A 25,592-nucleotide genomic window follows, 5' to 3' on the forward strand; every position below is an offset into this window, starting at 1 on the left:
CGAGCCGCGCAAAGGAGCCGATCACGTGACACTGGTGACCGCGACGAGGCGGTCGGCGCAGGGCGTGCCACGCACCGCCGGGGACCGTCGGCTCCCCGACCGCGGGGCCTGGTTCCTTGTGCTGCCCGCGCTGATCCCGATCCTCGTACTGAGCGTCGGACCACTGCTCTACGGCATCCTGCTGGCCTTCACCGACGCCCAGTCGGGCCGCACCAGGTCCACCGAGTGGATCGGCGGCCTCAACTTCCAGGACCTGCTGCACGACACGCTGTTCTGGGAGTCGTTCCGGATCGGGCTGGTGTGGGCGGTCGGTGTGACCGTGCCGCAGTTCCTGCTCGCGCTCGGCCTCGCCCTGCTGCTCAACCAGGACCTGCGGCTGAGGTGGCTCGCCCGGGCCCTGGCGATCGTCCCCTGGGCCATGCCCGAGGTCGTGGTCGGCATCATGTGGCGGCTGGTCTACAACCCGGATGCGGGCGTCCTCAACGAGACCCTGCGCGACCTGGGCCTCGGTGACGGGCGGGACTGGCTCAGCGGCCTCGGGTCCGCGCTGCCCGCGGTGATCGTCGTCGGCGTCTGGGCGGGCATGCCGCAGACCACGGTCGCGCTGCTGGCCGGACTGCAGAACACCCCGCGCGAACTGCACGAGGCGGCGGCGGTCGACGGGGCGGGCGCCTGGCGGCGCTTCCGCACGGTCACCTGGCCCGCCCTCAGACCGGTCGCCCTCGCCATCACCGCCCTCAATCTGATCTGGAACTTCAACTCCTTCGCCCTGGTCTATGTGCTGACCAACGGCGGACCCGGCGGCCGCACCCGGCTGCCCATGCTGTTCGCCTACGAAGAGGCCTTCCGCTACGGGCAGTTCGGGTACTCGGCGGCGATGGGATGCGTCATGGTCGCTCTGATCTCGCTGCTCCTCGCGGTCTTCCTGGCCGGCCGGCTCAGGGGAGGGGACGGCACATGAGGACCAGGACCGGCACCCGCGTCGGCCAGTACGCCGCCCTGCTCGCCTATCTCGTCTTCCTCGCCTTCCCTTTCCTCTGGCTGGTCTCCACGGCCTTCAAGTCGCCGCGTGAGCTGGGCAGTCTGCACCCCACCTGGATCCCGCGGCACCCCACCCTGGGCAACTTCCGGCAGGCCTTCGACGAGCAGCCACTGCTGCACGCCGCGCTCAACTCCCTGCTCGCGGCGGCCGGGGCGGCGGTGATCGCCGTACTCATCGCGACCCCGCTGGCGTATGTCATGGCCCGGCACCGCACCCCGCTGACCCGGGCCGCCACCGGCTGGGTGGTCGTCAGTCAGGCGTTCCCACTGGTCCTGGTCATCATCCCGCTGTTCCTCGTGCTGAAGAACCTGCACCTGATCAACTCGCCGGCGGGACTCACGCTGGTGTACGTGGTGTGGGCGCTGCCGTTCGCGCTGTGGATGCTGGCGGGGTATGTCCGGGCGGTACCGGCCGAGGTCGAGGAGGCGGCCGCGGTCGACGGGGCCGGGCGGGTACGGACCCTGGTGTCGGTGGTGGCGCCCCTGCTCGCGCCGGGGATCGCGGCGACGGGACTGTTCGCGTTCGTCACCGCGTGGAACGAGTTCTTCTTCGCGCTGGTCCTGCTGAAAACACCGGACAGACAGACCCTGCCGGTGGTGCTCAGCCATTTCATCGGAGCAGAGGGCGTCGCGGATCTCGGCCCGCTGGCGGCGGCCGCGTTCCTCGCCACCCTTCCCTCACTGGTCGTCTTCGCGGTCATCCAGCGGCGGATCACCGGCGGCATGCTCACCGGGGCGGTGAAGAACTGATGCGCAGCACAACCGGATCCACCGGCCATGCAGGATGCGTTCTGGCCCTCGTCCTCATGCTGCTGCTCGCCGGTTGCACCAGTGGTGGCAGCGGAGGTGCGGCCGGCGGACGGATCACCCTGCGGTTCCAGTCCCTGGCCTGGCAGCAGGAGTCCGTCAAGGCCAACAAGGAGCTGGTGAAGGAGTGGAACGCCGGCCATCCGCGCGTCAAGGTCGAGTATGTCCAGGGCAGTTGGGACAGTGTCCATGACCAGTTGCTCACCTCCTTCGAGGGCGGCGAGGCGCCCGACATCATCCACGACGCCTCCGACGACCTCGCGGACTTCGCCTACGGCGGCTACCTCGCCGATCTGACCGACCTGCTGCCCCAGCGGCTCAGGTCGGACATCCCGCAGCGGAGCTGGCAGACGGCGACCTTCGGCGACGGCATCTACGGCGTGCCCTTCCTCCAGGAGCCGCGCGTCCTCGTCGCCGACGCGAGCCGGCTGAGGAAGTCGGGCGTACGGATACCGACGCCCGAACGGCCCTGGAGCTGGGCCGAGTTCCGGCAGGTGACGAAGCGGCTGAGCGGCAACGGCAAGTACGGCGTCGCCTGGCCGCTCAAGGAGCCCGTGTCCGCCACCCTCAACCTGTCCCTGTCGACGGGCGGCAGGCTCTTCCACCGGGGTACGGACGGCAAGGTCACGGTCCGCTTCGAGGCGGCCGACCAGCTTGTGCCGCGCACGGTCCACGACCAGGCGAACATCGACCGCAGCGCCTCTCCCACCACCCTGGGCAGCGGCGGCTCGGACACCCTGCCCGGCTTCTTCGGCGGCAAGTACGCGATGGTGCCGCTCGGCTTCTCCTACCGGCAGCAGATCGTGCAGCAGGCGCCGAAGGGCTTCGACTGGCAGGTGCTGCCCGCCCCGGCCGGCGCCGACGGACTCACCCAGGGCGTCAGCCCGCAGACCCTGTCCATCGCCGAGGACAGCCCGCACAAGAAGGAGGCCGCCGAGTTCGTGGACTACCTGCTCCGGCCGAAGAACATGGTGCGGCTGGCGCTGGGGGACTGGATGCTGCCGACGGGCACCCAGGCGCTCAGGGACCCCGCCCTGCACACGGCCAAGGACGGCTGGGCGACCGGCACCGCCCTGGCCGCCCACCTGCGCTCGGCGCCCGCCCAGTCCGTCCGCGGCTACCCCGAGTGGAAGGACAAGGTGGCGACCCCCGCGTTCCAGGAGTACTACAGCGGGGCCATCGGCCTCGACGAACTGCGCAGACGGCTGGAGAAGGACGGCAACCTCGTGCTCGCCCGCTACCAGCGCTGACAGCGGGCAGCCGGACGGCCGCCACGGAAAACGCGTTGCCCGGCGTACGGCCGTCCGCCCAGTGTGCTGCGCACCCGGTTCTCCGGCACGGCCCATGTCCGGGTGATCGACGGTGACTTCCTCGCCGCGCGGCACCCGCGCACCCCCTTCTCCGTCGCCGGAAACGTGCCTTCTCCAGCACCGCGGCCATCGTCGTCAGCCGGCCCCGCCACGAGTGGCGACTGGTCGGCCGCGTGGCCGTACGACAGCTGCCGCTGCCTCGTGGAGCTGGGCTTCTCGGGCGTCGGCGGCTCGCTCCCGCCGCCTGAAGGAGATCCAGGCCGACATGGCGAAGGAAGGGGGAACCCGGCGGGTAGCCAACCTGATCGAGGCCGAACTGGCCGCAGGGCTCCGGTAGTTGTGGGCATGGCGAGGGCCCGCCGGCTCCCCTGTGGCCGACGGGCCCTCGGTCGGTGAGGGTTCAACCCTCTGTGGGGGGCTCAGCCCCTTCAGACGCCCAGTCGCTCACCCTCGTCGCGCCGCACCGGGTGCGTGATGACCTCAGCCGACTCGTCGTGCGTCAGGTCGGGCAGCCGGTTCAGCCACTTCGGCAGATACCAGTTGCGCTCGCCCAGCAGCGCCATCACCGCCGGGAGCAGCACACCCCGGATGATCGTCGCGTCGATGAGCACCGCGGCCGCGAGGCCGACGCCCATCTGCTTCATGGACTGCATGGACAGCGTGCCGAAGATCGCGAACACGGCGACCATGATGACCGCGGCGCTGGTGACCACACCGGCCGTGGTGACCACACCGTGCTGGATCGCGTCCCTCGTCGTGCGCCCCCGCATCCGCGCCTCGCGGATCCGCGAGACCACGAACACGTGGTAGTCCATCGACAGGCCGAACAGGATCACGAACAGGAACAGCGGCAGCCAGGTGATGATCGCTCCGACGCCCTCCGCGCCCACCAGGGAGGCGCCCCAGCCGTGCTGGAAGACGGCGACGAGGATGCCGTAGGCCGCGCCCACCGACAGCAGGTTGAGCACGATCGACGTGATCGCGACCGTCAGCGAGCGGAACGACAGCAGCATCAGCGCGAAGGCGAAGACCACGACGAACGCGAAGACCGGGACGACGGCGCCGCCGAGCTGGTCGTTGAAGTCCTTCGAACCGGCCACCTGTCCGGTGATCGGCGCCTGCACGCCGTCCAGCTTGCCGAGGGTGGCGGGCCGTACCTCGTCGCGCAGCTTCTCCAGGCTGGCGCCCGCCTTGTCCAGGTCGGAGCCGCCGACCAGCGGGACGTACACGTAGGCGATGTTCTGCGCGTCGTGCAGCTTGATCTCGACCGGGCCGCGCGAGGCACCCGAACTGATCGCCCGCGCCTTGAAGTCGGCGAGCGCGGACTTCACCTCCGGCGCGTTGATGTCCTTGGCCTTGACGACGACCTCGGCCGGCTCGGAGCCGCCCGGGAAGGCCTCGTTGACCCGGTTGTACGTCTGCACGATCGGCAACGAGTCGCCGAACTCCTGGTCCAGCGTGAGGTTCTGGGTCTTCATGCCGAGTGCCGGAGCCGCGACGGCCAGCAGTGCACCGGCCGCGACGAGCACGGAGACCAACGGCTTGGCGAGCACACCGCGCAGGACCGCCGTCCAGAACCGGCTCTCCCCGCCCGTGCGGGCGGCCCGGCGCTCCATCGCCTTGCGCAGGAAGGGAATCCGCCCCTTCTCGACCCGCTCGCCCAGCAGCGAGAGCAGCGCCGGCAGCACCGTCACCGACCCGACCATGGCGACCGCCACGACCATCAGCGAGGCCAGACCCATCCCCTGGAACGTGACGAGCCCGGTGAAAAGCATGCCCGCCATCGCCACGCACACGGTGATGCCGGAGACGACGATCGCCCGGCCGCTGGTGGCGGCGGCGATCCGCAGCGCCGTCTGCGCGTCCCGCCCGGCGGCGCGCTCCTCACGCTCACGGCGCAGATAGAACAGGCAGTAGTCGACACCGACGGCCAGACCGACCAGCAGCATCACGGAGTTGGCGGTGTCGCTCATCGGCATCACATGGCTGACGACGCCCATCAGACCCATCGTCGCCATGATCGCGGTGATCGCGAGCGCCACCGGCAGCAGCGCGGCCACCAGCGCACCGAAGGCGATGAGCAGAATGCCGAGAGCCACCGGTACCGCGGACAGCTCGGCCTTCTTGAAGTCGTCGCCGAACGCGTCCTTGAACGTCTTGTTCATGCTGGCGCCGCCGATCTCCTCGATCCGCAGCGTCCCATGGTCCTTCTGCGCCCCCGCGACAGCCTTCAGCACCGGCTCCACGCGCTCGTACGCGGTCTCGGCGTCGCCGCGCATGTCGAACTGCACCAGCGCGCTGCGCCCGTCCTTGGAGATCGTGTGCGTGACGTACGGCGACTTCACATCCGTGACCTTGCCGGTCCCGTCGACCGCCTTCACGACCGCGTCCACGGCCGCCTTGAACTCGGCGTCGGTCGCCTTGAGGTTCCCGGCCTTCGCCTGGATCAGAACCGTCTCACTGGCCGGTTCCTCGATCCCCGCATCCTCGATGATCTTGGCTGCGGTGTGTGTCTCGCCCTTGAGCTGTTCGCTCTCTTTGACGTCGACCCGGCCGACGGCCGAACCGAGCCCCATCGCCAGGACGACGAACAGCACCCAGATGCCGACGGCAGCCCATCGGTGCCGGGCGCTCCAGCCACCGGCCCGGGCGGCTATGCCCCGCACCCGCGAATCTCCGTTCCCCATGACGGGCTTGCCCCCTCGTCTGCGGTGACAGCCCCCTGCCGCCACCTTTCGCTTCGAAGGTATGGGTCGGATAAGAGCGTCTCGTCGTGCTGCCCGGTGAAGTGCGGCGGGCGCGGGTCCTCCCCTCGGACCCCGACGTCTCACCGCTGGGGAGGATTTCGGTCCCTTACATCTATCGGGAGTTCTCGGGGATGAAGACCGGGGTGTCCGGGACGGAGACCGGGGTGTCCGGTCCGTCGGCATCGCTCCTCTTTGGTATTGCGAAACCTTGTTGAACAAGTCACAGGTGCGTGTATCGGTTGATCCGGAGCCCCGGGTTCGGACAGAGTTTCGGGCAGTCCGCCCGCGCGGACCGCCGCGGCCGTCGTGCCCGCCCCCACGGGGCACGACGGCCGCTCTATGGTGTGCGCCATGACGACGTATGCGGCGCTGCTGCGCGGGATCAACGTGGGCGGCAAGAAGAAGCTGCCGATGGCCGAACTGCGGCAGCTGATGGACGGCCTCGGCTACGACGGCGTGCGCACCCATCTGCAGAGCGGCCAGGCCGTCTTCGCATCCGGCCACGGCGACGAGGAGTCCCTGGCCGCCGAACTCGCGCAGGCCATCCAGAAGCACTTCGGCTTCGCCGTCGACGTGATCGTGCGCGACCACGCCTACCTCAAGGCGGTCGCCGAGGCCTGCCCGTTCCCGGCCGCCGAACTGGAGCCCAGGCAGCTCCACGTCACCTACTTCTCCGCCCCGGTCGACGAGGAACGGTTCGCGGAGATCGACCGGGAGGCCTACCTCCCCGAGGAGTTCCGGCTCGGCGACCGCGCCCTGTACCTGTACGCGCCGGACGGCCTCGGCCGCTCCCAGCTCGCCGCCCACCTCGCCAAACCCCGTATCAACAAAGGGCTGATCGCCACGAGCCGCAACTGGAACACCGTCGTGAAACTGGTGGAGCTCACGAGAGAGTGACCGGGCGGAGACCCGGCTCTTCATGGCAGGTACACACGACTGTGCGAGGCTCGTCCCATGCGTTACATCATCATCGGAGCGGGAGCCGTCGGCGGTTCGATCGGCGGGCGTCTCGCGGGTGCGGGACGCGAGGTGGTCCTGGTCGCGCGCGGTGCGCACCACGCGGCGCTGCGGGACGGCGGCCTGCGCCTGAAGGTGCCCGACGGCGAGTACACCCACCGGCTGCCGACCGTCGAAGGGCCGGACGAACTGGGCGAGTTGAGGGCCGAGGACGTGCTCGTCCTCGCCGTGAAGACCCAGGACACCGTGACCGCCCTGCAGGCCTGGGGCCCGGCGCCGGTCGCGGGCGGCGGCACCGCGGCCGAGCGGCTGCCGTTGTTCTGCGCGCAGAACGGAGTCGAGGGCCAGCGGCTCGCCCTGCGGGTCTTCCGGCGGGTGTACGGCGTCTGCGTCTGGCTGCCGTCCACGTTCGTCGAACCGGGCGTCGTCTCCGCCCCATGCGCCCCGCTGACGGGCATCCTGCATCTGGGCCGCCACCCGCACGGCATCGACGAGACGGTACGGCTGGTCGCCGCCGACCTGGAGAGGTCCCGTTTCGAGGCACCGGTCGTGCCGGACGTGGCGCGCTGGCAGTACGCCAAGCTGCTGTCCAACCTGGGCAACGCTCTGGAGGCGGTCGCCGGGCCGATCGCCGGTGACGAGGCCGTGGCGCTGTACCGGCGTGTGCGCGCCGAGGGCGAGGCCGTGCTCGATGCCGCCGGGATCGCGTACGCGAGCGTCGAGGAACAGCAGGCGGCACGCGGCCACAAGGTCGACCTGGTGCCCCTCGACGGAGCCCCGCGTGGCGGCGGCTCCTCCTGGCAGTCGCTCACCCGGGGCACCGGCACCATCGAGGCCGACCACCTCAACGGCGAGATCGCGCTGCTGGGCCGCCTGCACGGCGTACCGACCCCGCTCAACGAGCTCCTCCAGCGCCTCGCCAACACCTTCGCGCGCGAGCGCCGGGCCCCCGGATCCATGCCGGTCGAGGACCTCGTCCGCCTCGCCGACGAGGCTGTCGCATTTGTTCAAGAGCCCGGAGCGGCCTCCTCCTAACGTGTGATGCATGACGTACGACGACGACCCGAAGCACCTGCACACGTTCATGGCCGAGTGCGCCGCCGAGGCGGCGCGTGTTGCGCGCGGCGTCCCGGCGGACCGGCTCGGCGAGGCCACCCACTGCACCGACTGGGACGTCCGCGCCCTGGTCAACCACTGGGTCCTCTACACCTCGCACGGCCTGGAGCACCGCGCCCTGCGCAAGCAGCTCCCCGAGGAGCTGACCGCCCGCGACTTCACCGCCGACCCCGACTGGCCCGCGGCCTACGCCGCCCAGCTGGACCGCGCCGTCGCGGCCTGGGCCGACCCGGCGGTGTGGGAGGGCGAGATCGACCTCGGCATGGCCAAGATGCCCGCCGCCGAGATCGCCTCGATGGTCATCAAGGAGATGGCGGTGCACGGCTGGGACGTCGCCACCGCCACCGGCCAGCAGTTCCACGTCTCGGACGACGCGGCCCGCTTCGTCCTCGACGTGGTCGAGAAGCACGCCGAGCTCTACCGGCAGTACGACGGCTTCGCCGACCCGGTACCGGTGCCGGACGACGCCCCGGTGTTCGACCGGGCGCTCGCCGCCAGTGGACGGGACCCCGAATTGGGCCACTGAAAGGGGACAGGATTGGGCCGGGACACTGCGCCACCTGGCCACTACCGTCGACCCCATGACGAACACCTCGCCGACCCGGGTCGACTTCTGGTTCGACCCCGCGTGCCCCTTCGCCTGGATCACCTCCCGCTGGCTCCTGGAGGTCGAGCGCGAACGCCCGCTCGACCTCCGGTTCCATGCAATGAGCCTCTACCTGCACAACCTCGGCAACGAACTCCCCGACTGGTACCGGGAGTTGGTCGACAAGTCGATCGGCCCGGTACGGGTGGCGGTGGCCGCAGCCGAGCGGCACGGCGAGAAGGTGCTGCGGGACCTGTACACGGCGTTCGGCACCCGCATCCACGAACGCAAGGCCGAGGACTTCGACGCCGTGATCACCGACTCCCTCGCCGAACTCGGCCTCCCCGCGGACCTCGCTTCGGCCGCGCACGACCCGTCGTACGACGAGGCCGTACGGCGCAGCCACGAGACGGGCACCGAGCCGGAATCGGGCGGCTATGTGGGCACGCCCACCATTCATGTCGACGGAACGGTGTGGTTCGGACCAGTGCTGAGGGCGATCCCGCGGGGCACGCGAGCGGCCGAACTCTTCGACAGCTTCCGGGTGCTGGCGACCGACCCCGACTTCTTCGAACTGAAGCGCACCCGTACGGGCGGGCTGTCCTTCGACTAGGGCCTGTCGCCCTCAGGCGCTCGCCCGCACCGGCAGCAGCGCCCCGGTGGACGCCTCGTCGTACCTGTGCAGCAGCACCCGTGCCACTTCCGGTGCCGCGCCCAGCACATCAGCGAGGACATCCGCCTGTGCCGCGCCCCGCGCGATGCGGTCCGGCAGGAAGCCGGGTGCCAGGACGTACGGCGCCACGGCCACCCGCTCGCAGCCCAGCGCCCGCAGCTCGCGGACCGCGTCCTCGGTGCGCGGAAGAGACGCGGAGGCGAACGCAGGTCGCACGGCGCACCAACCGGTGTGCCGCCACTCCCGCGCGATTTCTGCGATCACTGCGATCGCCTCCGGGTCGGTGGACCCCGCCGAGGCCAGCACGACCCCGGTCGAGGACTTGTCGGCGGGGCTCAGCCCCGCCTCGTACAGACGGCGTTCCAGCGCGGACAGCAGCAGCGGCGACGGGCCGAGGACGTCCGCCTGCCGGATCCGCAGCTGCGGCGGCGCGTCCCGCAGCACCGCCGGGATGTCCGCCTTCGCGTGGAACGCGCGGGTCAGGAGCAGGGGGAGCGCCACGACCTCGCGGACGCCCTCCGCCGCCAAGGACTCCAGCACCCCGTGCACCGAGGGGACGTTGAAGTCCAGGAAGCCCGTCTCCACCCGTACGTCCGGGCGCAGCGAGCGCACCCGGCGTACGAGCGTGTGCACCGTCGCGGCGTGCCGCGGGTCGCGGCTGCCGTGGGCGATGACGAGGAGGACGGGCTTCGAAGGGTGCATGGGACTCAGCTCTTCACCAGCAGACCGCGGCTGCGCAGCACCCACCGCTCCAGCGGGCTGAAGATCAGCAGGTCGATGGCTATGCCGACGAACAGGATGAGCAGGATCGCGAGGAAGACCGTCGACATGCTGCTGTTGGTACGGCCCACCTCCAGCAGCTGGCCCAGGCCCATGCCCATGTCCGGGGACTGGGCGATGATCTCGGCGGCCATCAGCGAACGCCAGGAGAACGCCCAGCCCTGCTTCAGACCGGCCACATAGCCGGGCAGCGCCGCCGGCATCACGATGTGCCAGGTGCCGCGCAGGCCGGTCGCACCCAGCGTGCGGCCCGCCCGCAGGAACAGCGGGGGCACCTGGTCGACGCCGGACACCAGACCGTTGGCGATCGAGGGAACGGCACCCAGCAGGATCACCGTGAACATCACCGAGTTGTCCAGTCCCAGCCAGATCACCGCGGGGGCGACCCAGGCGACCGAAGGCAGCGACTGGAGCCCGGAGAGGATCGGGCCGAACGCCGCACGCACGAACTTCACCCGGGCCACCACCAGGCCCAGCGGCGTCCCGATGACCAGCGCGAGCAGGAAGCCGAGCAGACCGCGGGAGACGCTGCCCCAGATGTAGGAGAGCAGCGTGCCCTTGACCCACTGGTCCTCGACCTCGCCCCAGACATCGGAGGGGGAGGGCAGCTTCGACGGGTTGTCGACGACCGGGTAGAGCAGGCTCCAGGCCACCAGCACCACGGTGATGGCGATGACGGGCGGCAGGATCTTGTTCTTGAAGGTCTGCGCGAACGGCGTACGGCCGGCCGCCGTCGTCTCCAGCGCGTCGAGGCCCGCCTCGACACTTCCGGCGTCCTGGGCCGGCGTCGTCTCAGTGCTGGCCATGACGGCGGATCTCCCCACGCAGTACATCGGTGATCTCAAGGGACAGTTCGGCCACGGGCGCGTCCTCGATACGGCGCGGCTGCGGGATGTCCACCGCCCACTCGCGGGCGATCCGCCCCGGACGGGACGACAGGAGGATCACACGTTGCGCGAGCCGTACCGCCTCGCGCACGTTGTGCGTGACGAAGAGAACGGACACGCCCGTCTCCGCCCAGATCCTCGTCAGCTCGTCGTGCAGCACGTCGCGCGTGATGGCGTCGAGGGCCGAGAACGGCTCGTCCATCAGCAGGAGGTTGCTCTCCTGGGCGAGCGCACGGGCCAGCGCCGCACGCTGGCGCATACCGCCCGACAGCTCGTGGACACGCTTGCCGTACGCGCCCTTCAGACGGACGAGTTCGAGCAGCCGCTCGGTCCGCTCGCGCCGTTCGTTCTTCGGAACCCCCCTGAGCTTCAGGGCGAGTTCGATGTTCTTGCCCGCCGTCAGCCAGGGGAAAAGGGCGTGTTCCTGGAACATGAGGGCCGGGCGGCCGTCCGTCGCGATGGAGCCGACGGTCGGCTTGTCCAGTCCGGCCACCAGGTTCAGCAGGGTGGACTTGCCGCAGCCCGAGGCCCCCAGGAGGGTGACGAACTCGCCGGGCGCGACATCAAGAGTGATGTCGTCCAGGACGAGCTGCTGCCCGCCCGGTCCTGCGAAGGACTTCGAAACATGCTCAAGGCGAGCGGCGTACTCCACCGACTCTTCGGCCTTGGCGAGGGTCGTTGCCATGGTCGTCACCTCCTGGGAACTCGTCGGGCGGGGATCAGCTGGAGCCGAGACCGGCGTCGTCGACCGTGCTCTCACCCTCGGCCTTGAGGACCTTGTTGAGGATCGTGAGGTCGTAGATGCCCTTCAGGTTCGGCTTCTCCAGGAGGCCGGCCTTGACCGCGTGCTCCGCCTCGGTGTTGAGGGTCGCGGCCAGCGGGTCGTTCGTGAACTGGATCGACTTCCAGGCCGGGTCCAGGACCTTCGCCTTGAGCGCCTTGCCGGAGTCGGCCTCCAGCTGCTTGTTGGCCACCGCCTTCGCCTGGTCCGGGTTGGCGTTGATCCACTTGTTGGCCTCGACCGAGGCCTTCAGCACGGCCTCGACGGCCTTCGGGTGCTCCTTGAGGAAGGCCTGCCGCACGATGATGTTCGTGATCACGAACTTCTTGTCCGGCCACAGCGACGCCTCGTCGAGCAGCACCTTGCCGCCCTCCGCGACCAGCTTGGACGCGGTCGGCTCGGGCACCCAGGCGCCGTCGATGGCGCCGGACGCGTAGGCGTCGGGAGTGATCTTGTTGTCGGTGCGGACCACCGACACATCGCCCTTGCCGGTGTTCGCGTCGACCTTCCAGCCCTGGTCGGCGATCCAGTTGAGGAACGCCACGTCCTGGGTGTTGCCGAGCTGCGGGGTCGCGATCTTCTTGCCCTTGACGTCCTTCAGGGACTTGATCTTCTTCGGGTTGACGACCAGCTTCACGCCGCCGGAGGCCGAACCACCGATGATCTTCAGGCCCTTGCCGCCGGACTTGACGTAACCGTTGATCGACGGGGAGGGGCCGATCCAGCCGATGTCGATGGAGCCGGAGTTGAGCGCCTCGATCTCGGACGGGCCCGCGTTGAAGATCTGGTAGTCCGCCTTGGTGGCGCCCAGTTCCTTCTGGAACAGGCCCTGCTGACGGGCGACGAGGGCGGTGCCGTGGGTCAGGTTGCCGAAGTAGCCGATCTTGACGGAGCCGAGCCCGTCGATCTTCGACGACCCTGCGGCGACCTTCTCCTTGGAGTTGTCGGTCGTGGACTTGGACCCGTAGCCGCAAGCGGCGAGCGTGAGCAGGGGAAGGGCGGCTACCACGGCTACGCCGCGGCGAAGGAACGTTGAGCGGTTGACAGGCACGGGAGGTGTTCCTCTCGGAGGCCCGGCGGTCACGGTCTTTCAGGTCGTGGCCGGGAGGTCGGCAGGTCTTCGTCGCTTCCGGGACGTCGGGTGGGGGGACGGGGCGCGCAGGCAGTGCGCGTACGTCAACGCACACATCGCGCCACTCCGCCCTGCCCGCTGCCCAGAGCGCCGCTGCCGACGCGGCCGCCCTCCTTCGCGAACGTGGAGTAGTAGTCGAGGGAGTTCATGTCAGAAGTCCCAACCGTCGTCTTCTGACTCGTCCTTGACCGGCTCCGGGGACGCGAACGACTCGCCGACCATGCCCGCGGTGAGCGTGGTGCCGTCGTTCGGGTCGATCAGGATGAACGAGCCGGTGCGGCGCGAGTCGGCGTAGGAGTCCACCGGCAGCGGTTCCGCGGTGCGGATCTTCACGCGGCCGATGTCGTTGGCGACGAGCTGTCCCGGGTGCGGGTGCAGGGACAGGTCGTCGAGCGTGAGACGGGACGGGATGTCCTTGACGATGGCCTTGACCGTGCGGGTGCCGTGCTTGAGCAGCACCCGGTGGTTGATGGTCAGCGCCTGGTCGGCGACGTGGCAGACGGTCGCCTCGATGTCCTGCGTGGTCGCCGGGGCGTCCTTGCTGGGCACGATCAGGTCGCCGCGCGAGATGTCGATGTCGTCCTCCAGGAGGATCGTCACCGACTGGGTGGTCCAGGCGACGTCGACCGGCTCACCGAGCAGGTCGATGCCGGAGATGCGGGAGGCACGGCCCGAGGGGAGCACCGTGACGGCCTCGCCGACGTGGAAGGAACCCGCGGCGATCTGGCCCGCGTAGCCCCGGTAGTCCGGGTGCTCGGCGGTCTGCGGGCGGATCACGTACTGCACGGGGAGGCGCGCGTGGCAGTGGCTCAGGTCGTGTGTGACCGGAACCGTCTCCAGGTGTTCGAGCACCGTCGGGCCGCCGTACCAGTCCATGTTGGCGGAGGGCTCCACCACGTTGTCACCGGCGAGCGCCGAGATCGGGATGGCGGTGACCTCGGGGACGCCCAGTTCGGTCGCGTACGCCGTGAACTCCTCGGCGATCGCGGCGAAGACCGGCTCCTTGTAGTCGACCAGGTCCATCTTGTTGACGGCGAGGACGACGTGCGGGACGCGGAGCAGGGCGGCGATCGCGGCGTGCCGGCGGGTCTGCTCGACGACGCCGTTGCGGGCGTCGACCAGGATCACCGTCAGCTCGGCGGTGGAGGCACCCGTCACCATGTTGCGGGTGTACTGCACATGGCCGGGCGTGTCGGCGAGGATGAACCGCCGCCGGGGCGTGGCGAAGTAGCGGTAGGCCACGTCGATCGTGATGCCCTGCTCGCGCTCGGCGCGCAGACCGTCCGTCAGCAGCGCGAGGTCGGGGGCCTCCTGGCCGCGGCTCGCGGAGGCGCGCTCGACGGCCTCCAGCTGGTCGACCAGCACCGACTTGGAGTCGTGCAGCAGCCGGCCGACGAGCGTGGACTTGCCGTCGTCGACCGAACCGGCGGTCGCGAACCGCAGAAGGGTCGTCTCGGAGAGTTCCGTGGTCGTGCTCATGCCTAGAAGTACCCCTCGCGCTTACGGTCTTCCATCGCGGCCTCGGACATCTTGTCGTCGGCGCGGGTGGCGCCGCGCTCGGTGAGCCGGGAGGCGGCGATCTCCGTGATGACCTGCTCCAGCGTCACGGCGTCCGAGTCGACGGCGCCCGTGCAGGACATGTCGCCGACGGTCCGGTACCGGACGAGCCGCTTCTCGACGGTCTCGCCGTCCTTGGGACCGCCCCACTCGCCCGCGGTCAGCCACATGCCGTTGCGGGCGAACACCTCACGCTCGTGCGCGAAGTAGATCTCCGGCAGCTCGATGCCCTCACGGGCGATGTACTGCCACACGTCCAGCTCGGTCCAGTTGGACAGCGGGAAGACCCGGACGTGCTCGCCGGGCGCGTGGCGGCCGTTGTACAGGTTCCACAGCTCGGGGCGCTGGCGGCGCGGGTCCCACTGCGAGAACTCGTCCCGCAGGGAGAACACCCGCTCCTTGGCGCGCGCCTTCTCCTCGTCACGCCGGCCGCCGCCGAAGACCGCGTCGAACTTCTCCGCCTGGATCTTCTCCGTCAGCGGCAGCGTCTGCAGCGGGTTGCGGGTCCCGTCCGGGCGCTCCTTGAGCACCCCCCGGTCGATGTAGTCCTGCACCGACGCGACGTGCAGCCGCAGCCCGTGCTCGGCCACCGTCCGGTCGCGGTACTCCAGGACCTCGGGGAAGTTGTGCCCGGTGTCCACGTGCAGCAGCGAGAAGGGCACCGCGGCCGGCGCGAAGGCCTTCAGCGCCAGGTGCAGCATGACGATGGAGTCCTTGCCGCCGGAGAACAGGATCACCGGCCGCTCGAACTCGCCCGCCACCTCGCGGAAGATGTGCACCGCCTCGGACTCGAGGGCGTCCAGGTGCGAGAGGGCGTACGGGGCGGCCGTACCCTCCTCGACCGCAGCGACGGTCGTCGTCATGCCAGTCCCCTTTCGGTGAGCAGCGCGTGGACCGCGGCCGCGGACTCCTGGACGGTCTGGTGCTGCGACTCGATGCGCAGATCGGGCGACTCGGGCTCCTCGTAGGGGTCGTCCACCCCGGTGAGCCCGGACAGCTCGCCCGCCGCCTGCTTGGCGTACAGACCCTTCACGTCACGTACGGAGCACACCTCGACGGGGGTCGCCACATGCACCTCGATGTACGGTGCCCCGCCCTCCTGGTGGCGCTTGCGCACCGCCTCGCGGCTGTCCGCGTACGGCGCGATCACCGGGACGAGCGCCTTGACGCCGTTGCGGGCGAGCAGTTCGGCGAGGAAGCCGATGCGCTGCACGTTGGTGTGCCGGTCCTCGCGGCTGAAGCCGAGGCCCGCCGAGATGAACTCGCGGATCTCGTCGCCGTCGAGCACCTCGACCAGGTGGCCCTCCGCGCGCAGCCGGCCGGCCAGCTCGTACGCGATGGTGGTCTTGCCGGCACTCGGCAGACCCGTGAGCCAGACGGTGGCTCCGGTCGTCACGTTCGTCTCCTGAATGTCTGTCGTCGTCATCCGTGCAGCCCGCACTCGGTCTTGGCGCTGCCCGCCCAGCGGCCCGCGCGCGCGTCCTCGCCCTCCAGGACGCGGCGGGTGCAGGGGGCGCAGCCGACGGAGGCGTAGCCGTCCATCAGCAGCGGGTTGGTCAGTACGCCGTGTTCGGCGACGTAGGCGTCCACGTCGTCCTGGGTCCAGCGGGCGATCGGGGAGATCTTGACCTTCTGCCGCTTCTCGTCCCAGCCGACGACCGGGGTGTTCGCCCGGGTCGGGGACTCGTCGCGGCGCAGACCGGTCGCCCAGGCCACATAGTTCTTCAGGCCCTGCTCCAGCGGCTGGACCTTGCGGAGCTTGCAGCACAGGTCGGGGTCGCGGTCGTGCAGCCTGGGGCCGTACTCCGCGTCCTGCTCGGCGACCGTCTGACGCGGGGTGAGCGTGATGACGTTGACGTCCATCACGGCCTCGACCGCGTCGCGGGTGCCGATCGTCTCCGGGAAGTGGTAGCCGGTGTCGAGGAACACCACGTCCACGCCGGGCAGGGCGCGCGAGGCGAGGTGGGCGACCACCGCGTCCTCCATGGACGAGGTCACGCAGAAACGCTTGCCGAAGGTCTCGGCCGCCCACTGGAGGATCTCCAGCGCGGAGGCGTCCTCCAGGTCACGGCCGGCCTGCTCGGCGAGCGCCTTGAGGTCCTCGGTCGCCTTCTCTTCCTGAACCGCGGTCATATCTCGTCTCCCCCTGCTTCGGAGTGCTGAAGACCCCGGGCGAGCAGCCCGAGGAACTTCAGCTGAAAGGCCCGGTTGCACGCAGCGCATTCCCAGGCGCCGTGGCCCTGCTCGGAGGGACGCAGGTCCTCGTCGCCGCAGTAGGGGCAGTAGAAGGGGGCGGCCCGCTCGCTCACGGCCCCTCCTTTCGCTGTCGTTCGCTGACGCTCACGACAGTGCCTCCTCGGATGCGCGGGAGGCCCAGGCGGCGAACCGCTCGCCGTCCTCGCGCTCGGCCTGGAACCGCTTGAGGACGCGCTCGACGTAGTCGGGCAGCTCCTCGGAAGTGACCTTCAGGCCACGGACCTTGCGGCCGAACCCGGCCTCCAGGCCCAGTGCACCGCCGAGGTGCACCTGGTAGCCCTCGACCTGCTCGCCCTGGTCGTTGAGGACGAGCTGGCCCTTGAGACCGATGTCCGCCACCTGGATACGGGCGCAGGCGTTCGGGCAGCCGTTGATGTTGATGGTGATGGGCTCGTCGAACTCCGGGATACGGCGCTCCAGTTCGTCGATCAGGGACGAACCGCGCTGCTTGGTCTCGACGATGGCCAGCTTGCAGTACTCGATGCCGGTGCAGGCCATGGTGCCGCGCCGGAAGGGGGACGGCTTGGCCGTCAGGTCCAGCGCCTCCAGGGCCTCGACCAGCGGCTCGACCTGCGCCTCCTCGACATCGAGGACGATCATCTTCTGCTCGACGGTCGTCCGCACCCGGCCCGAGCCGTGGGCCTCGGCGACCTCCGCGATCTTCGTGAGCGTGGCGCCGTCGACGCGGCCGACGCGCGGGGCGAAACCGACGTAGAAGCGGCCGTCCTTCTGCCGGTGCACACCCACGTGGTCGCGCCAGCGGCCCGAGGGCTCGGCGGGCGCGGGACCGTCGACCAGCTTGCGCCCCAGGTAGTCGTCCTCCAGGACCTGGCGGAACTTCTCCGGGCCCCAGTCGGCGACGAGGAACTTCAGACGGGCGCGGGTGCGCAGCCGCCGGTAGCCCCAGTCGCGGAAGATGCCGACCACGCCGGCCCACACCTCGGGCACTTCCTCCAGCGGCACCCAGGCGCCGAGCCGGACGCCCAGCTTCGGGTTGGTGGACAGACCGCCGCCGACCCACAGGTCGAAGCCGGGGCCGTGCTCGGGGTGCTCGACGCCGACGAAGGCGATGTCGTTGATCTCGTGCACCACGTCGAGCAGCGGGGAGCCGGAGATCGCGGTCTTGAACTTGCGGGGCAGGTTGGAGAACTCCTTGCTGCCGATGTAGCGCTCGTGGATCTCCTCGATCGCCCAGGAGCCGTCGATGATCTCGTCCTCGGCGATACCGGCGACGGGTGATCCGATGATCACGCGCGGGGTGTCGCCGCAGGCCTCGGTCGTGGACAGGCCGACGGCCTCCAGCCGGTTCCAGATCTCCGGGACGTCCTCGATGCGGATCCAGTGCAGCTGGATGTTCTGCCGGTCGGTGATGTCCGCGCTGCCGCGCGCGAACTCCTGAGAGATCTCACCGATCACACGCAGCTGCTGGGTGGTGAGACGGCCGCCGTCGATGCGCACCCGCAGCATGAAGTACTTGTCGTCCAGCTCCTCCGGCTCCAGGATCGCGGTCTTGCCGCCGTCGATCCCGGGCTTGCGCTGGGTGTACAGACCCCACCAGCGCATCCGTCCGCGCAGGTCGTTGGGGTCGATCGAGTCGAATCCGCGCTTGGAGTAGATCGTCTCAATGCGTGTCCGCACATTGAGACCGTCGTCGTCCTTCTTGAACTGCTCGTTGCCGTTCAGCGGGGTGTGGTGCCCCGCGGCCCACTGGCCCTCACCGCGGTGACGGCTCACCTTGCGGCGGGGAGTCGCGGCGGCAGGCTTCTGCGGGGTGGCGGCCATGGTTGATACGTCCTTCGGGACAGGCGGGAAAGCGGCTCTGACCTGCGCGTTCGGGCGCATGGGCATACGTGCGCGTCATTGCGCGGGATAAGAGGGGATGTCAGGAGATGTCGGGCGGGCTGCCCCGTGGCCGGAGGCCACTGTGGATGCTGCGTCAGCGCGCCGGACAGATGGCGCTGGACATGCGGCCGAGGTCGACGTGCCGCCGACTCACCAAGGCAATTCCAGTTCCAGACATGACGGAAGCGTGTCACGGCAATCTGGACACAGTCCAGCTTCATCCATGATGCGGACACCCTTGTCCCGAATCGCGAGACAAGGGTGTCGTCGATCACATCGGTTGCCGCCGGTCTTGTCGGTGCAGGTCAGGCGCGGTATGCCCCGGGCCACGGGCCCGGCGCCGCCACCTCCGCCTGCTCCTCGACCTTGGTGTCGAAGAGCCTGAAGCCCCGGCGCAGATAGTTGTCCATGGCGTGCTCCCCGTCCAGGCTGCACGTATGCAGCCAGACCCGCTTCGTCTGCGCCAGTCCGGGCCAGCGCTCCGCGAGGTCCCAGGCACGGGCGGCACCGTACGACAGCAGGTGCCCGCCGATCCGCCGGCCCCGGAAGGCGGGCACCAGACCGAAGTAGACGATCTCCACGACCCCGTCGTCCTGCGGCTCCAGTTCCACGTATCCCGCGGGCGTTCCCCGGTCGTATGCAACCCAAGTCTCCACGCCCGGCCGGCCCAGGTGCTCCTGCCACCGCGCATACGTCCAGCCCAGCCGGTCGATCCAGCGGATGTCACCGCCGACGGACGCATACAGGAACCGGCTGAACTCGGGCGAGGGAACCTCGGAACGAACAATCCGCACGTCCCCTTCCGGCGCGGCAGCCGGAAGCAGATCGGTCGGCGCGGTCTGCTCCAGGGACCAGGTGGTCACGGGAATGTTGGTCATGCCGGCCAGGGAATCATCCGGCCTGCGGATCTGTCGATCGCCGCGGTCCGGTAGCGCCCCAAAGGGGCGCGGGGAACGGCGCGACCAGCCACAACGACGCCGCAGACGAATAACGACCCAGCCCGCGGAGTGACTACTCCAGAGCCCCGTCGATCGACCTCAGCGGCAACGCGTACAACACTCGCCCGCCCTGCGACCACACCTCACCGGTCTCCTCCCAATAAGAGAGGGACCCGGAGGGTCCGGTCCAGCAGCGGTTCGTCCCGTCCGAGCCGCACCGCGTGGCCTTCGCGCCGCGCGCGTTCTGCCGCCACAAGGTGCCGTGGCCGTCCGCGGTGTCCGCCGCGCGCGCCAGGTACCACTGTGAGCCGTACGACAGGACCCCGCCGACGCCGGCCGTCTTCGTCTCGTACGCCTCGGTCGCGGTCGTGCGTCCCGCGGGGTCGGTGGCCAGCAGGCCGGCGCGGGCCGGGTCGCTGCTGAACGCGTAACGCCACAGCCGGGTGTGCCGGCCGCTGTCCGCGGGCACCCACTCGCTCGCCACCAGGCTGTCCGGCGCGGTGCTGCGGTCGAGGGAGATCGCCGCCGGGAGTGCGCTCCCACCGGTGGGCCGGTACGAGCCGACGGCCGGCAGGACGTACCGCGCGCCGTCCGCGGCCCAGCCGCCGCGCACCCTGCCGACCGCGCCGCTGTCGACGGTGGCCCGCTGGATGCGGTGCACGTCGTAGACGTACAGGCCGTCGGCAGCGGTGACCAGGAGCTTGTCCTGGTACCAGACCATGCCGGATACGGGGGAGGTGAGCCCGCGGTAGTCGCGGCCGCCGTCGACGGGGACGGCGAGGGCCGCCCAGGCGTAGGTGAGGCGGTCGGGGTCGCTCGCGTCGACGAAGGCGACCCGGGCCAGGCCCGGCTTCGCCGACCTGCCCGTCTGGTGGGTCCAGCCGGAGAGGATCACACGGCGGTCGCCCCAGTGGCCGTCGTCGTCCGCGTCCCCGGAGGTGGTGACCGCGCCGGCCCGCCAGCCGCGGGTGTCGGCGGCGTCCCAGCAGTACGCGCGGGTGGCCGCGGGCGCCACGGGCAGCGCCGTGCGCTCGCCGGTCGCACAGGCGGCGGCGCCCAGCAAGGAGTGGTCGGTGTCGTCGAGGACGGTGCTCACGCCGACGGGCCTGCCCATGGCGGCGGCGAGCCGGTCGAGGGTGCTGCGCGGAACAAGCCGCTCCTGGAGCCGCAGCCCGGTCGTCCGCTCGGGCGCGGCGAGTGCCTTGAGGGCCCCCGGCCTGTCGCCGACCGTGGCCTGCGAGGCGCTGATCATGGTGGCGGCGGCGGTGAGTGCGAGGGCGGTCCCGGCGAGGAAGGCGCGCAGCGCACGGCCCCGCTTCTGCCTGCGGTGTCGGCCACGTTGCTTCATACGTCCTCCCGAGGCGGGCCAACTGCGGCCATTGGTCCGTGTGTTGACCAAAGGAGCAGGTGGGGTGGCCCGTAGAGGGATGCTACGGCAGTCCGGGGCGGTAGGGCACGAAGACCGTGCAAATATGCGGAAGATACGGCCGTGTGGTCACTGAGGGGCATGTGTCGGACACGCTCAGGACGTGTCGGCCGGGTGCCGAACGTTGATCACCGCCGGTGCCGTCGACTGCGGCAGCAGATCGCGCGGATCGGCCGGCAGGAGCAGCTCCACCTCCGCGTCCTCGGCGAAGCGGTACGGCCGGTGCTCCAGCAACCCGCCGAGATAGCGCCGTACTCGGGACATCTCGGCGCGCACCGTCACCGTGCGGGCCGGGTCGCCGAACACCTCCTCGGCCAGGCCCGCGGCGCTGCGGCCGCCGCGCTGCAGGGCGAGCAGATACAGCAATTCGGCGTGCCGGGGACTCAGTTCGTGGCTCCAGGAGCCCGCCGACCCGGACACCGTGACCGACCAGCGGCGCGACTGCGTCAGGTCCAGCACGATGCGCGTGGCGCCACGCGGCACCGGCTCGTCCGTGGCCCGGATCAGCCAGCCCTCGGCCAGCGGCTCCACCATGCACAGACCGAGCGGCGGCAGCCACCGGCGGCCCGCCGTCAGGGACTTGGGCAGGGCGATCCGGCTGGTGTACGGCATCCCGGTCACCGCCGCGGTCCAGCCGTCCCGGTCCACGGCCAGGGCCCTGCCGCCCACCCGGGCCAGCACCGGCGCGGCCACCGCGCGCAGCCGCTCCAGCGAGGTCAGATGCAGCTCGCGCAGCCGGGCCTCGGCGAGCTTGGCCACCGAGTCCACCCAGGCGAGGGTGGCCGGGTGCATCGTCTCCAGCGGTCCGCTGACGTCCACGACACCGATCAGCCGGCCGTCGCGCGGGTCCGTGATGGGCGCACCGGTACAGGTCCAGGAGGTCTGCGAGCGCACGAAGTGCTCCGAGCCGAAGACCTGCACGGGGCGGCGCACCACGGCCGGGGTGCCGATGCCGTTCGTCCCGACGACGTCCTCCCGCCAGTCGGCGCCCGGTTCGAAGCCGAGCCCGTCCGCCTTGCGCAGTACGGCCGGGCTGCCCTCGCGCCACAGCACCCGGCCGTCCGCGTCGGCGACCACCATGATGTGGTGGGCGACGTCCGCGACCGACAGCAGCCCCTCCCGCAGCACCGGCAGGACGTGCCGCAGCGTCGTGCTCTCCCGGCGCCGCCGCACCTCGTCGGAGGGCAGCAGCCCGGAACGATGGTCGCGTTCGGGGTCGATGCCGCTGCGCAGCATGCGCCCCCAGGACTGCTCGATCACCGGGCGCGGCGCGACGGCGGTGCGCTGCCCGGAGAGCCTGGCGGCGCGGACCTCGCTGAGTACCCGCGCCGCGCGCGCCGTGTCGACCACGGCGAGCTGCGTCACGTCCGTCGGCGGGTGCACCACGGGGCCTCCCGGAAGAAGGGCTCGGGACAACCGGTTTCTGGCCGCGTTTCGGCCACGGAGCCGGAGTCGTCCGTACTGTCCGTCCATAGTGCCGTCCGTTCGTGGCGGACGGGCCTACTCCAGCCGCAGACAGCAACAAGTTGCAACCCCTTGCAACCCTGGTGGACCGGCTCCTGCTTGATTGAATATTGAGCAACGCCGTCCCGAGCGGCGTTCGTGGCCTCGAACGGGCCGGTTGGGCGGGGGTGGTGCCGTGTCGGCGCAGCACCACCCCCGTACGACATGAGCCCCGGTCAGGACACCGGTCGGGCCCGCTCCACCACCGACGCCAGGTCCAGCGTGTGGGGCAGCGTCCCGAAGGCCGCGCCCCCGTCGCCGCCCAGTCGTGCGGCGCAGAAGGCGTCGGCCACCTCCGGTGGGGCGTACCGGACGAGCAGCGAACCCTGGAGCACCAGCGCGAGCCGTTCCGTCAGCCGCCGGGCCCGTCCCTCGATCCCGTCCAGGTCGGCCAGCTCGGTCAGCAGGTCCTTGATCGCGGCGTCCAGGCGGTGGTCGGCACCGCGGGCCCTGCCGACCTCCTGGAGATAGGCGTTGAGGGCGTCCGGCTCGCGCTGCAGGGCGCGCAGCACGTCCAGCGCCTGCACATTGCCCGCGCCCTCCCAGATCGAGTTGAGCGGCGACTCGCGCACCAGCCGGGGCAGCCCCGACTCCTCGACGTACCCGTTGCCGCCCAGGCACTCGGCCGCCTCGACCGTGACCGGCGTACAGCGCTTGGTCACCCAGTACTTGGCGGCCGGCACGGCGATCCGCAGCAGCGCCCGCTCCTGCTCGCTCCCGTCGTCACAGGCGGCGGCGAGACGCAGCGCGAGCGTGGTCGCCGCCTCGGACTCCAGCGCGAGATCGGCGAGGACGTTGCGCATCAGCGGCTTGTCGACCAGCTTCCCGCCGAACGCCTCCCGGTGGGTGCAGTGGTGCACGGCCTGCGCGACCGCCTGCCGCATCAGACCGGCCGAGCCCAGCACGCAGTCCAGCCGGGTCGCCGCCACCATGTCGATGATGGTCCGCACCCCGCGCCCCTCCTCGCCGACCCGGCGGGCCCAGGTGCCGTCGAACTCGACCTCACCGGAGGCGTTGGAGCGGTTGCCGAGCTTGTCCTTGAGCCGCTGGATCAGGAAGACGTTGCGGGAGCCGTCCTCCAGGACGCGCGGCACGAGGAAGCAGGTGAGCCCTTCCGGGGCCTGGGCGAGCACCAGAAAACCGTCGGACATCGGGGCCGAGCAGAACCACTTGTGCCCGGTGAGCTCGTACGTGCCCTCCTCGGCGAGGGGCCGTGCAGTCGTCGTGTTGGCGCGTACGTCGCTGCCGCCCTGCTTCTCCGTCATGCCCATCCCGAACAGCGCCCCTGCCTTGAGGCGGGCGGGCCGCAGCTCGCGGTCGTAGACCATGGACGTGAGCCGCGGCTCCCACTCGGCGGCAAGAGCCGGGTCGGTGCGCAGGGCGGGGACGGCCGCGTGCGTCATCGACAGGGGGCAGAGGTTCCCGGCCTCGACCTGCGTCCACACCAGGAACGCGGCGGCTCTGCGGACATGGCCGCCGGGCCGGACCCAGGCCGCGGTCAGCCCCGCCGCGACACCCTTGCCGAGCAGGCGGTGCCAGGCGGGGTGGAAGTCGACCTCGTCGACACGGTGGCCGTGGCGGTCGTGGGTGCGCAGCCGCGGCGGGTTCTCGTTCGCCTGGACCGCCCACTCCTGCAGCTGCGCCGAACCGGAGGCCCGGCCGAGCGCGGCCAGCTCGCCGCGCACCTCGTCGAGCAGCTCGGGGTCCAGGTGCCGTTCGACGGCCTCGGTGAGGGCGCGGTCGGCGCCGAAGAGGTCGTAGTCGGTCAGGGGTGGGGGCTGGTTGGTCACGGTGTGCGTGGTGCCTGCCATGCGGCGAAAGTACCCCGGGGCCGGGCGCGGGTCACGCACGGTCCTCGGCCGCGGAGGCGGTCGGTTCTCGCCCCCGCCCCTGCCCGGGCGGCCGGACGGACACCGAACGATCCGGCGCACGCGGACATGACAGAAAAATGGGTTGTATCCCTCCAGCGGCCGCCGGGCCGGGGGATGAGCGCACTCGGCCACGGCGGATACCGTTAGGTCGTGCAGTCAGCAAGTGAATCGCCGCAGAGCAGCCCTCCCTCCGGGCGTCTCCACCGGGCGCGTGCCCTCTATCGGAACGTCTCGAAGCGCAGGACTGCCTGGCTGCTGCTCAAGGACACGGTCAACTCGTGCATGGAGTACCGCATCCTGGGCCTCGCGGCCGAGGCCGCGTTCTTCACGCTGCTGTCCGTGCCGCCCCTGCTCCTGAGCCTGATCGGCCTGCTCGGCTACGTCGACGCCTGGACCGGCGCCCACTCCATCGCGAGCCTGGAGACCAACATCCTGGAGGCGTCCCGCACGGTCCTGTCCGACAAGGGCGTCTCGGAGATCGCCCAGCCCATCCTGCACGACGTGATGAAGGGCGGCCGGCCCGACGTCATCTCCATCGGCTTCCTGTTCGCCCTGTGGTCGGGCTCCCGCGCGGTGAACGTCTTCATCGACACCATCACCGTGATGTACGGCCTCGACGGCGTCCGCGGCATCGTGAAGACCCGCCTGCTGTCCTTCGCGCTGTTCATCGTGGCCCTGCTGATCGGCTCGGTCGCGCTGCCGCTGATGGTGGCCGGGCCGGACGCGGTGGTGAACGTCGTGCCGTGGTCGACGACCGTCGTACAGGTCCTGTACTGGCCCGTGGTCATCGTCCTGTCGATCGCGTTCCTGACCACGCTGTACCACGTGTCCGTGCCCGTCCGCTCCCCGTGGATCGAGGACGTGCCCGGCGCCCTGGTCGCCCTCGCGATGTGGGTGCTCGGCAGCTTCCTGCTGCGCATCTACCTGACCAGCACGGTCGAGGGCCCCACCATCTACGGCTCGCTGGCCGCGCCCGTCGCCGTACTGCTGTGGATCGGTGTGTCCGCGTTCGCCGTCCTCGTCGGGGCCGCGGTCAACGCCGCGATCGACCGGGTCTGGCCGGCCGCCGCCACCGCCGCCGCCCGCGCCGCGAACGAGCGGATGCGCGAGGTGCAACTGGCCGAGCACGTGGCCCGCGCGGCCGCCGGCCACGAAACCGACCCGACCGACCCGGACATGCCCTCCGAGTTCCCGGAACGCTGGTCCCGCTTCCTGCCCCCGGAGGACGTGACGTCAAGGCTGCGGACACATGTGAAGAGCACCCACCCGCACCACAAACACGACGGTCCCTGATGCGCCCCAAAGGGTCGCGGGGCTGTGGATCTTGCGGCTCCGCCGCGTGGGCTCGCTCAACCGCACACGGCCCGCACTCCGCGGACGTC

The 25,592-nt window shown here is 70.5% G+C and carries 24 protein-coding genes and 1 pseudogene; 9 read left to right on the forward strand and 16 right to left on the reverse strand.

The window, feature by feature from the left end:
* Window positions 1-25: 25 nt before the first annotated feature.
* The 4 genes and pseudogenes from ACFY1E_RS28135 to ACFY1E_RS28150 all read left to right on the forward strand — a co-directional run.
* A complete protein-coding gene (locus tag ACFY1E_RS28135; RefSeq protein WP_389080426.1) occupies window positions 26-961 on the forward strand; it encodes a carbohydrate ABC transporter permease in 936 nt (311 codons plus the stop codon).
* Window positions 958-1,791: a carbohydrate ABC transporter permease gene (locus tag ACFY1E_RS28140; RefSeq protein ID WP_389080428.1), complete on the forward strand. Its 834-nt coding sequence runs from the start codon at window positions 958-960 to the stop codon at window positions 1,789-1,791. The genes ACFY1E_RS28135 and ACFY1E_RS28140 overlap by 4 nt, the downstream gene beginning before the upstream one ends.
* Window positions 1,791-3,098 carry an ABC transporter substrate-binding protein gene (locus tag ACFY1E_RS28145; protein WP_389080430.1) on the forward strand — a complete coding sequence of 436 codons (1,308 nt, stop codon included), beginning with the start codon at window positions 1,791-1,793 and terminating at the stop codon, window positions 3,096-3,098. The genes ACFY1E_RS28140 and ACFY1E_RS28145 overlap by 1 nt, the downstream gene beginning before the upstream one ends.
* Window positions 3,099-3,164: 66 nt before the next feature.
* Window positions 3,165-3,376 (forward strand): annotated as a pseudogene (locus ACFY1E_RS28150) (ErmE/ErmH/ErmO/ErmR family 23S rRNA (adenine(2058)-N(6))-methyltransferase); the annotation flags it as partial.
* Between the two features lie 210 nt (window positions 3,377-3,586).
* Here the strand turns inward: ACFY1E_RS28150 and ACFY1E_RS28155 are convergent.
* Window positions 3,587-5,845: an MMPL family transporter gene (locus ACFY1E_RS28155; protein WP_389080431.1), complete on the reverse strand. Its 2,259-nt coding sequence runs from the start codon at window positions 5,843-5,845 to the stop codon at window positions 3,587-3,589.
* A gap of 411 nt (window positions 5,846-6,256) precedes the next feature.
* On the opposite strand from ACFY1E_RS28155, the gene ACFY1E_RS28160 reads away from it, so the two are divergent.
* Genes ACFY1E_RS28160 through ACFY1E_RS28175 form a run of 4 tightly spaced genes read left to right on the forward strand, consistent with a single transcriptional unit; the run spans window position 6,257 to window position 9,177 of the window.
* A complete protein-coding gene (locus tag ACFY1E_RS28160) occupies window positions 6,257-6,802 on the forward strand; it encodes a DUF1697 domain-containing protein (RefSeq protein ID WP_389080432.1) in 546 nt (181 codons plus the stop codon).
* Between the two features lie 57 nt (window positions 6,803-6,859).
* Window positions 6,860-7,897 (forward strand): ketopantoate reductase family protein, encoded by a 1,038-nt coding sequence (locus ACFY1E_RS28165; RefSeq protein ID WP_389080434.1) that lies wholly within the window; start codon window positions 6,860-6,862, stop codon window positions 7,895-7,897.
* Between the two features lie 10 nt (window positions 7,898-7,907).
* Window positions 7,908-8,504 carry a TIGR03086 family metal-binding protein gene (locus tag ACFY1E_RS28170; protein ID WP_389080435.1) on the forward strand — a complete coding sequence of 199 codons (597 nt, stop codon included), beginning with the start codon at window positions 7,908-7,910 and terminating at the stop codon, window positions 8,502-8,504.
* 55 nt (window positions 8,505-8,559) lie between these two features.
* A complete protein-coding gene (locus tag ACFY1E_RS28175; RefSeq protein WP_389080437.1) occupies window positions 8,560-9,177 on the forward strand; it encodes a DsbA family protein in 618 nt (205 codons plus the stop codon).
* Window positions 9,178-9,189: 12 nt separating this feature from the next.
* On the opposite strand, the gene ACFY1E_RS28180 is transcribed toward ACFY1E_RS28175, so the two are convergent.
* The 15 genes from ACFY1E_RS28180 to ACFY1E_RS28250 all read right to left on the reverse strand — a co-directional run bounded on the left by ACFY1E_RS28180 (window position 9,190) and on the right by ACFY1E_RS28250 (window position 24,150).
* Complete coding sequence (locus ACFY1E_RS28180; protein WP_389080438.1) at window positions 9,190-9,939, reverse strand: sirohydrochlorin chelatase; 750 nt, start codon at window positions 9,937-9,939, stop codon at window positions 9,190-9,192.
* 5 nt (window positions 9,940-9,944) lie between these two features.
* Window positions 9,945-10,823 carry an ABC transporter permease gene (locus ACFY1E_RS28185; protein ID WP_389080440.1) on the reverse strand — a complete coding sequence of 293 codons (879 nt, stop codon included), beginning with the start codon at window positions 10,821-10,823 and terminating at the stop codon, window positions 9,945-9,947.
* Window positions 10,810-11,589 carry an ABC transporter ATP-binding protein gene (locus tag ACFY1E_RS28190; RefSeq protein ID WP_344401978.1) on the reverse strand — a complete coding sequence of 260 codons (780 nt, stop codon included), beginning with the start codon at window positions 11,587-11,589 and terminating at the stop codon, window positions 10,810-10,812. The genes ACFY1E_RS28185 and ACFY1E_RS28190 overlap by 14 nt, the downstream gene beginning before the upstream one ends.
* 34 nt (window positions 11,590-11,623) lie before the next feature.
* Window positions 11,624-12,736 carry an aliphatic sulfonate ABC transporter substrate-binding protein gene (locus ACFY1E_RS28195; RefSeq protein WP_389080441.1) on the reverse strand — a complete coding sequence of 371 codons (1,113 nt, stop codon included), beginning with the start codon at window positions 12,734-12,736 and terminating at the stop codon, window positions 11,624-11,626.
* Between the two features lie 231 nt (window positions 12,737-12,967).
* A complete protein-coding gene (locus ACFY1E_RS28200; RefSeq protein ID WP_389080443.1) occupies window positions 12,968-14,296 on the reverse strand; it encodes a sulfate adenylyltransferase subunit 1 in 1,329 nt (442 codons plus the stop codon).
* A gap of 2 nt (window positions 14,297-14,298) precedes the next feature.
* Window positions 14,299-15,237 carry a sulfate adenylyltransferase subunit CysD gene (cysD, locus tag ACFY1E_RS28205; RefSeq protein WP_389080444.1) on the reverse strand — a complete coding sequence of 313 codons (939 nt, stop codon included), beginning with the start codon at window positions 15,235-15,237 and terminating at the stop codon, window positions 14,299-14,301.
* Complete coding sequence (cysC, locus tag ACFY1E_RS28210) at window positions 15,234-15,800, reverse strand: adenylyl-sulfate kinase (RefSeq protein WP_389080446.1); 567 nt, start codon at window positions 15,798-15,800, stop codon at window positions 15,234-15,236. Before cysC ends, cysD begins: the two co-directional genes overlap by 4 nt.
* Window positions 15,797-16,507 carry a phosphoadenylyl-sulfate reductase gene (locus ACFY1E_RS28215; RefSeq protein ID WP_389080447.1) on the reverse strand — a complete coding sequence of 237 codons (711 nt, stop codon included), beginning with the start codon at window positions 16,505-16,507 and terminating at the stop codon, window positions 15,797-15,799. The genes cysC and ACFY1E_RS28215 overlap by 4 nt, the downstream gene beginning before the upstream one ends.
* Window positions 16,504-16,683 carry a hypothetical protein gene (locus ACFY1E_RS28220; RefSeq protein ID WP_030940226.1) on the reverse strand — a complete coding sequence of 60 codons (180 nt, stop codon included), beginning with the start codon at window positions 16,681-16,683 and terminating at the stop codon, window positions 16,504-16,506. Before ACFY1E_RS28220 ends, ACFY1E_RS28215 begins: the two co-directional genes overlap by 4 nt.
* A gap of 31 nt (window positions 16,684-16,714) precedes the next feature.
* Window positions 16,715-18,412, reverse strand: a complete 1,698-nt coding sequence (locus ACFY1E_RS28225) for a nitrite/sulfite reductase (protein ID WP_389080449.1) — start codon at window positions 18,410-18,412, stop codon at window positions 16,715-16,717.
* A 154-nt stretch (window positions 18,413-18,566) separates the two neighbouring features.
* Window positions 18,567-18,650 carry a putative leader peptide gene (locus ACFY1E_RS28230; RefSeq protein ID WP_310591794.1) on the reverse strand — a complete coding sequence of 28 codons (84 nt, stop codon included), beginning with the start codon at window positions 18,648-18,650 and terminating at the stop codon, window positions 18,567-18,569.
* 127 nt (window positions 18,651-18,777) lie between these two features.
* The gene (locus ACFY1E_RS28235) at window positions 18,778-19,350 is read right to left on the reverse strand and encodes a GNAT family N-acetyltransferase (RefSeq protein ID WP_389080450.1); all 573 of its coding nucleotides are present in this window, start codon (window positions 19,348-19,350) and stop codon (window positions 18,778-18,780) included.
* A gap of 133 nt (window positions 19,351-19,483) precedes the next feature.
* Window positions 19,484-20,758, reverse strand: a complete 1,275-nt coding sequence (locus ACFY1E_RS28240) for a hypothetical protein (RefSeq protein ID WP_389080452.1) — start codon at window positions 20,756-20,758, stop codon at window positions 19,484-19,486.
* Between the two features lie 174 nt (window positions 20,759-20,932).
* Window positions 20,933-22,222 (reverse strand): GAF domain-containing protein, encoded by a 1,290-nt coding sequence (locus tag ACFY1E_RS28245; protein ID WP_389080453.1) that lies wholly within the window; start codon window positions 22,220-22,222, stop codon window positions 20,933-20,935.
* 293 nt (window positions 22,223-22,515) lie between these two features.
* Window positions 22,516-24,150 carry an acyl-CoA dehydrogenase family protein gene (locus ACFY1E_RS28250; protein ID WP_389080455.1) on the reverse strand — a complete coding sequence of 545 codons (1,635 nt, stop codon included), beginning with the start codon at window positions 24,148-24,150 and terminating at the stop codon, window positions 22,516-22,518.
* 210 nt (window positions 24,151-24,360) lie between these two features.
* Here ACFY1E_RS28250 and ACFY1E_RS28255 point away from each other — a divergent pair, with 210 nt between their 5' ends.
* Complete coding sequence (locus tag ACFY1E_RS28255; RefSeq protein ID WP_389080456.1) at window positions 24,361-25,503, forward strand: YihY/virulence factor BrkB family protein; 1,143 nt, start codon at window positions 24,361-24,363, stop codon at window positions 25,501-25,503.
* Window positions 25,504-25,592 lie beyond the last annotated feature (89 nt).

The organism is Streptomyces sp. NPDC001604, assembly GCF_042893475.1.
Classification (GTDB): Bacteria; Actinomycetota; Actinomycetes; order Streptomycetales; family Streptomycetaceae; genus Streptomyces.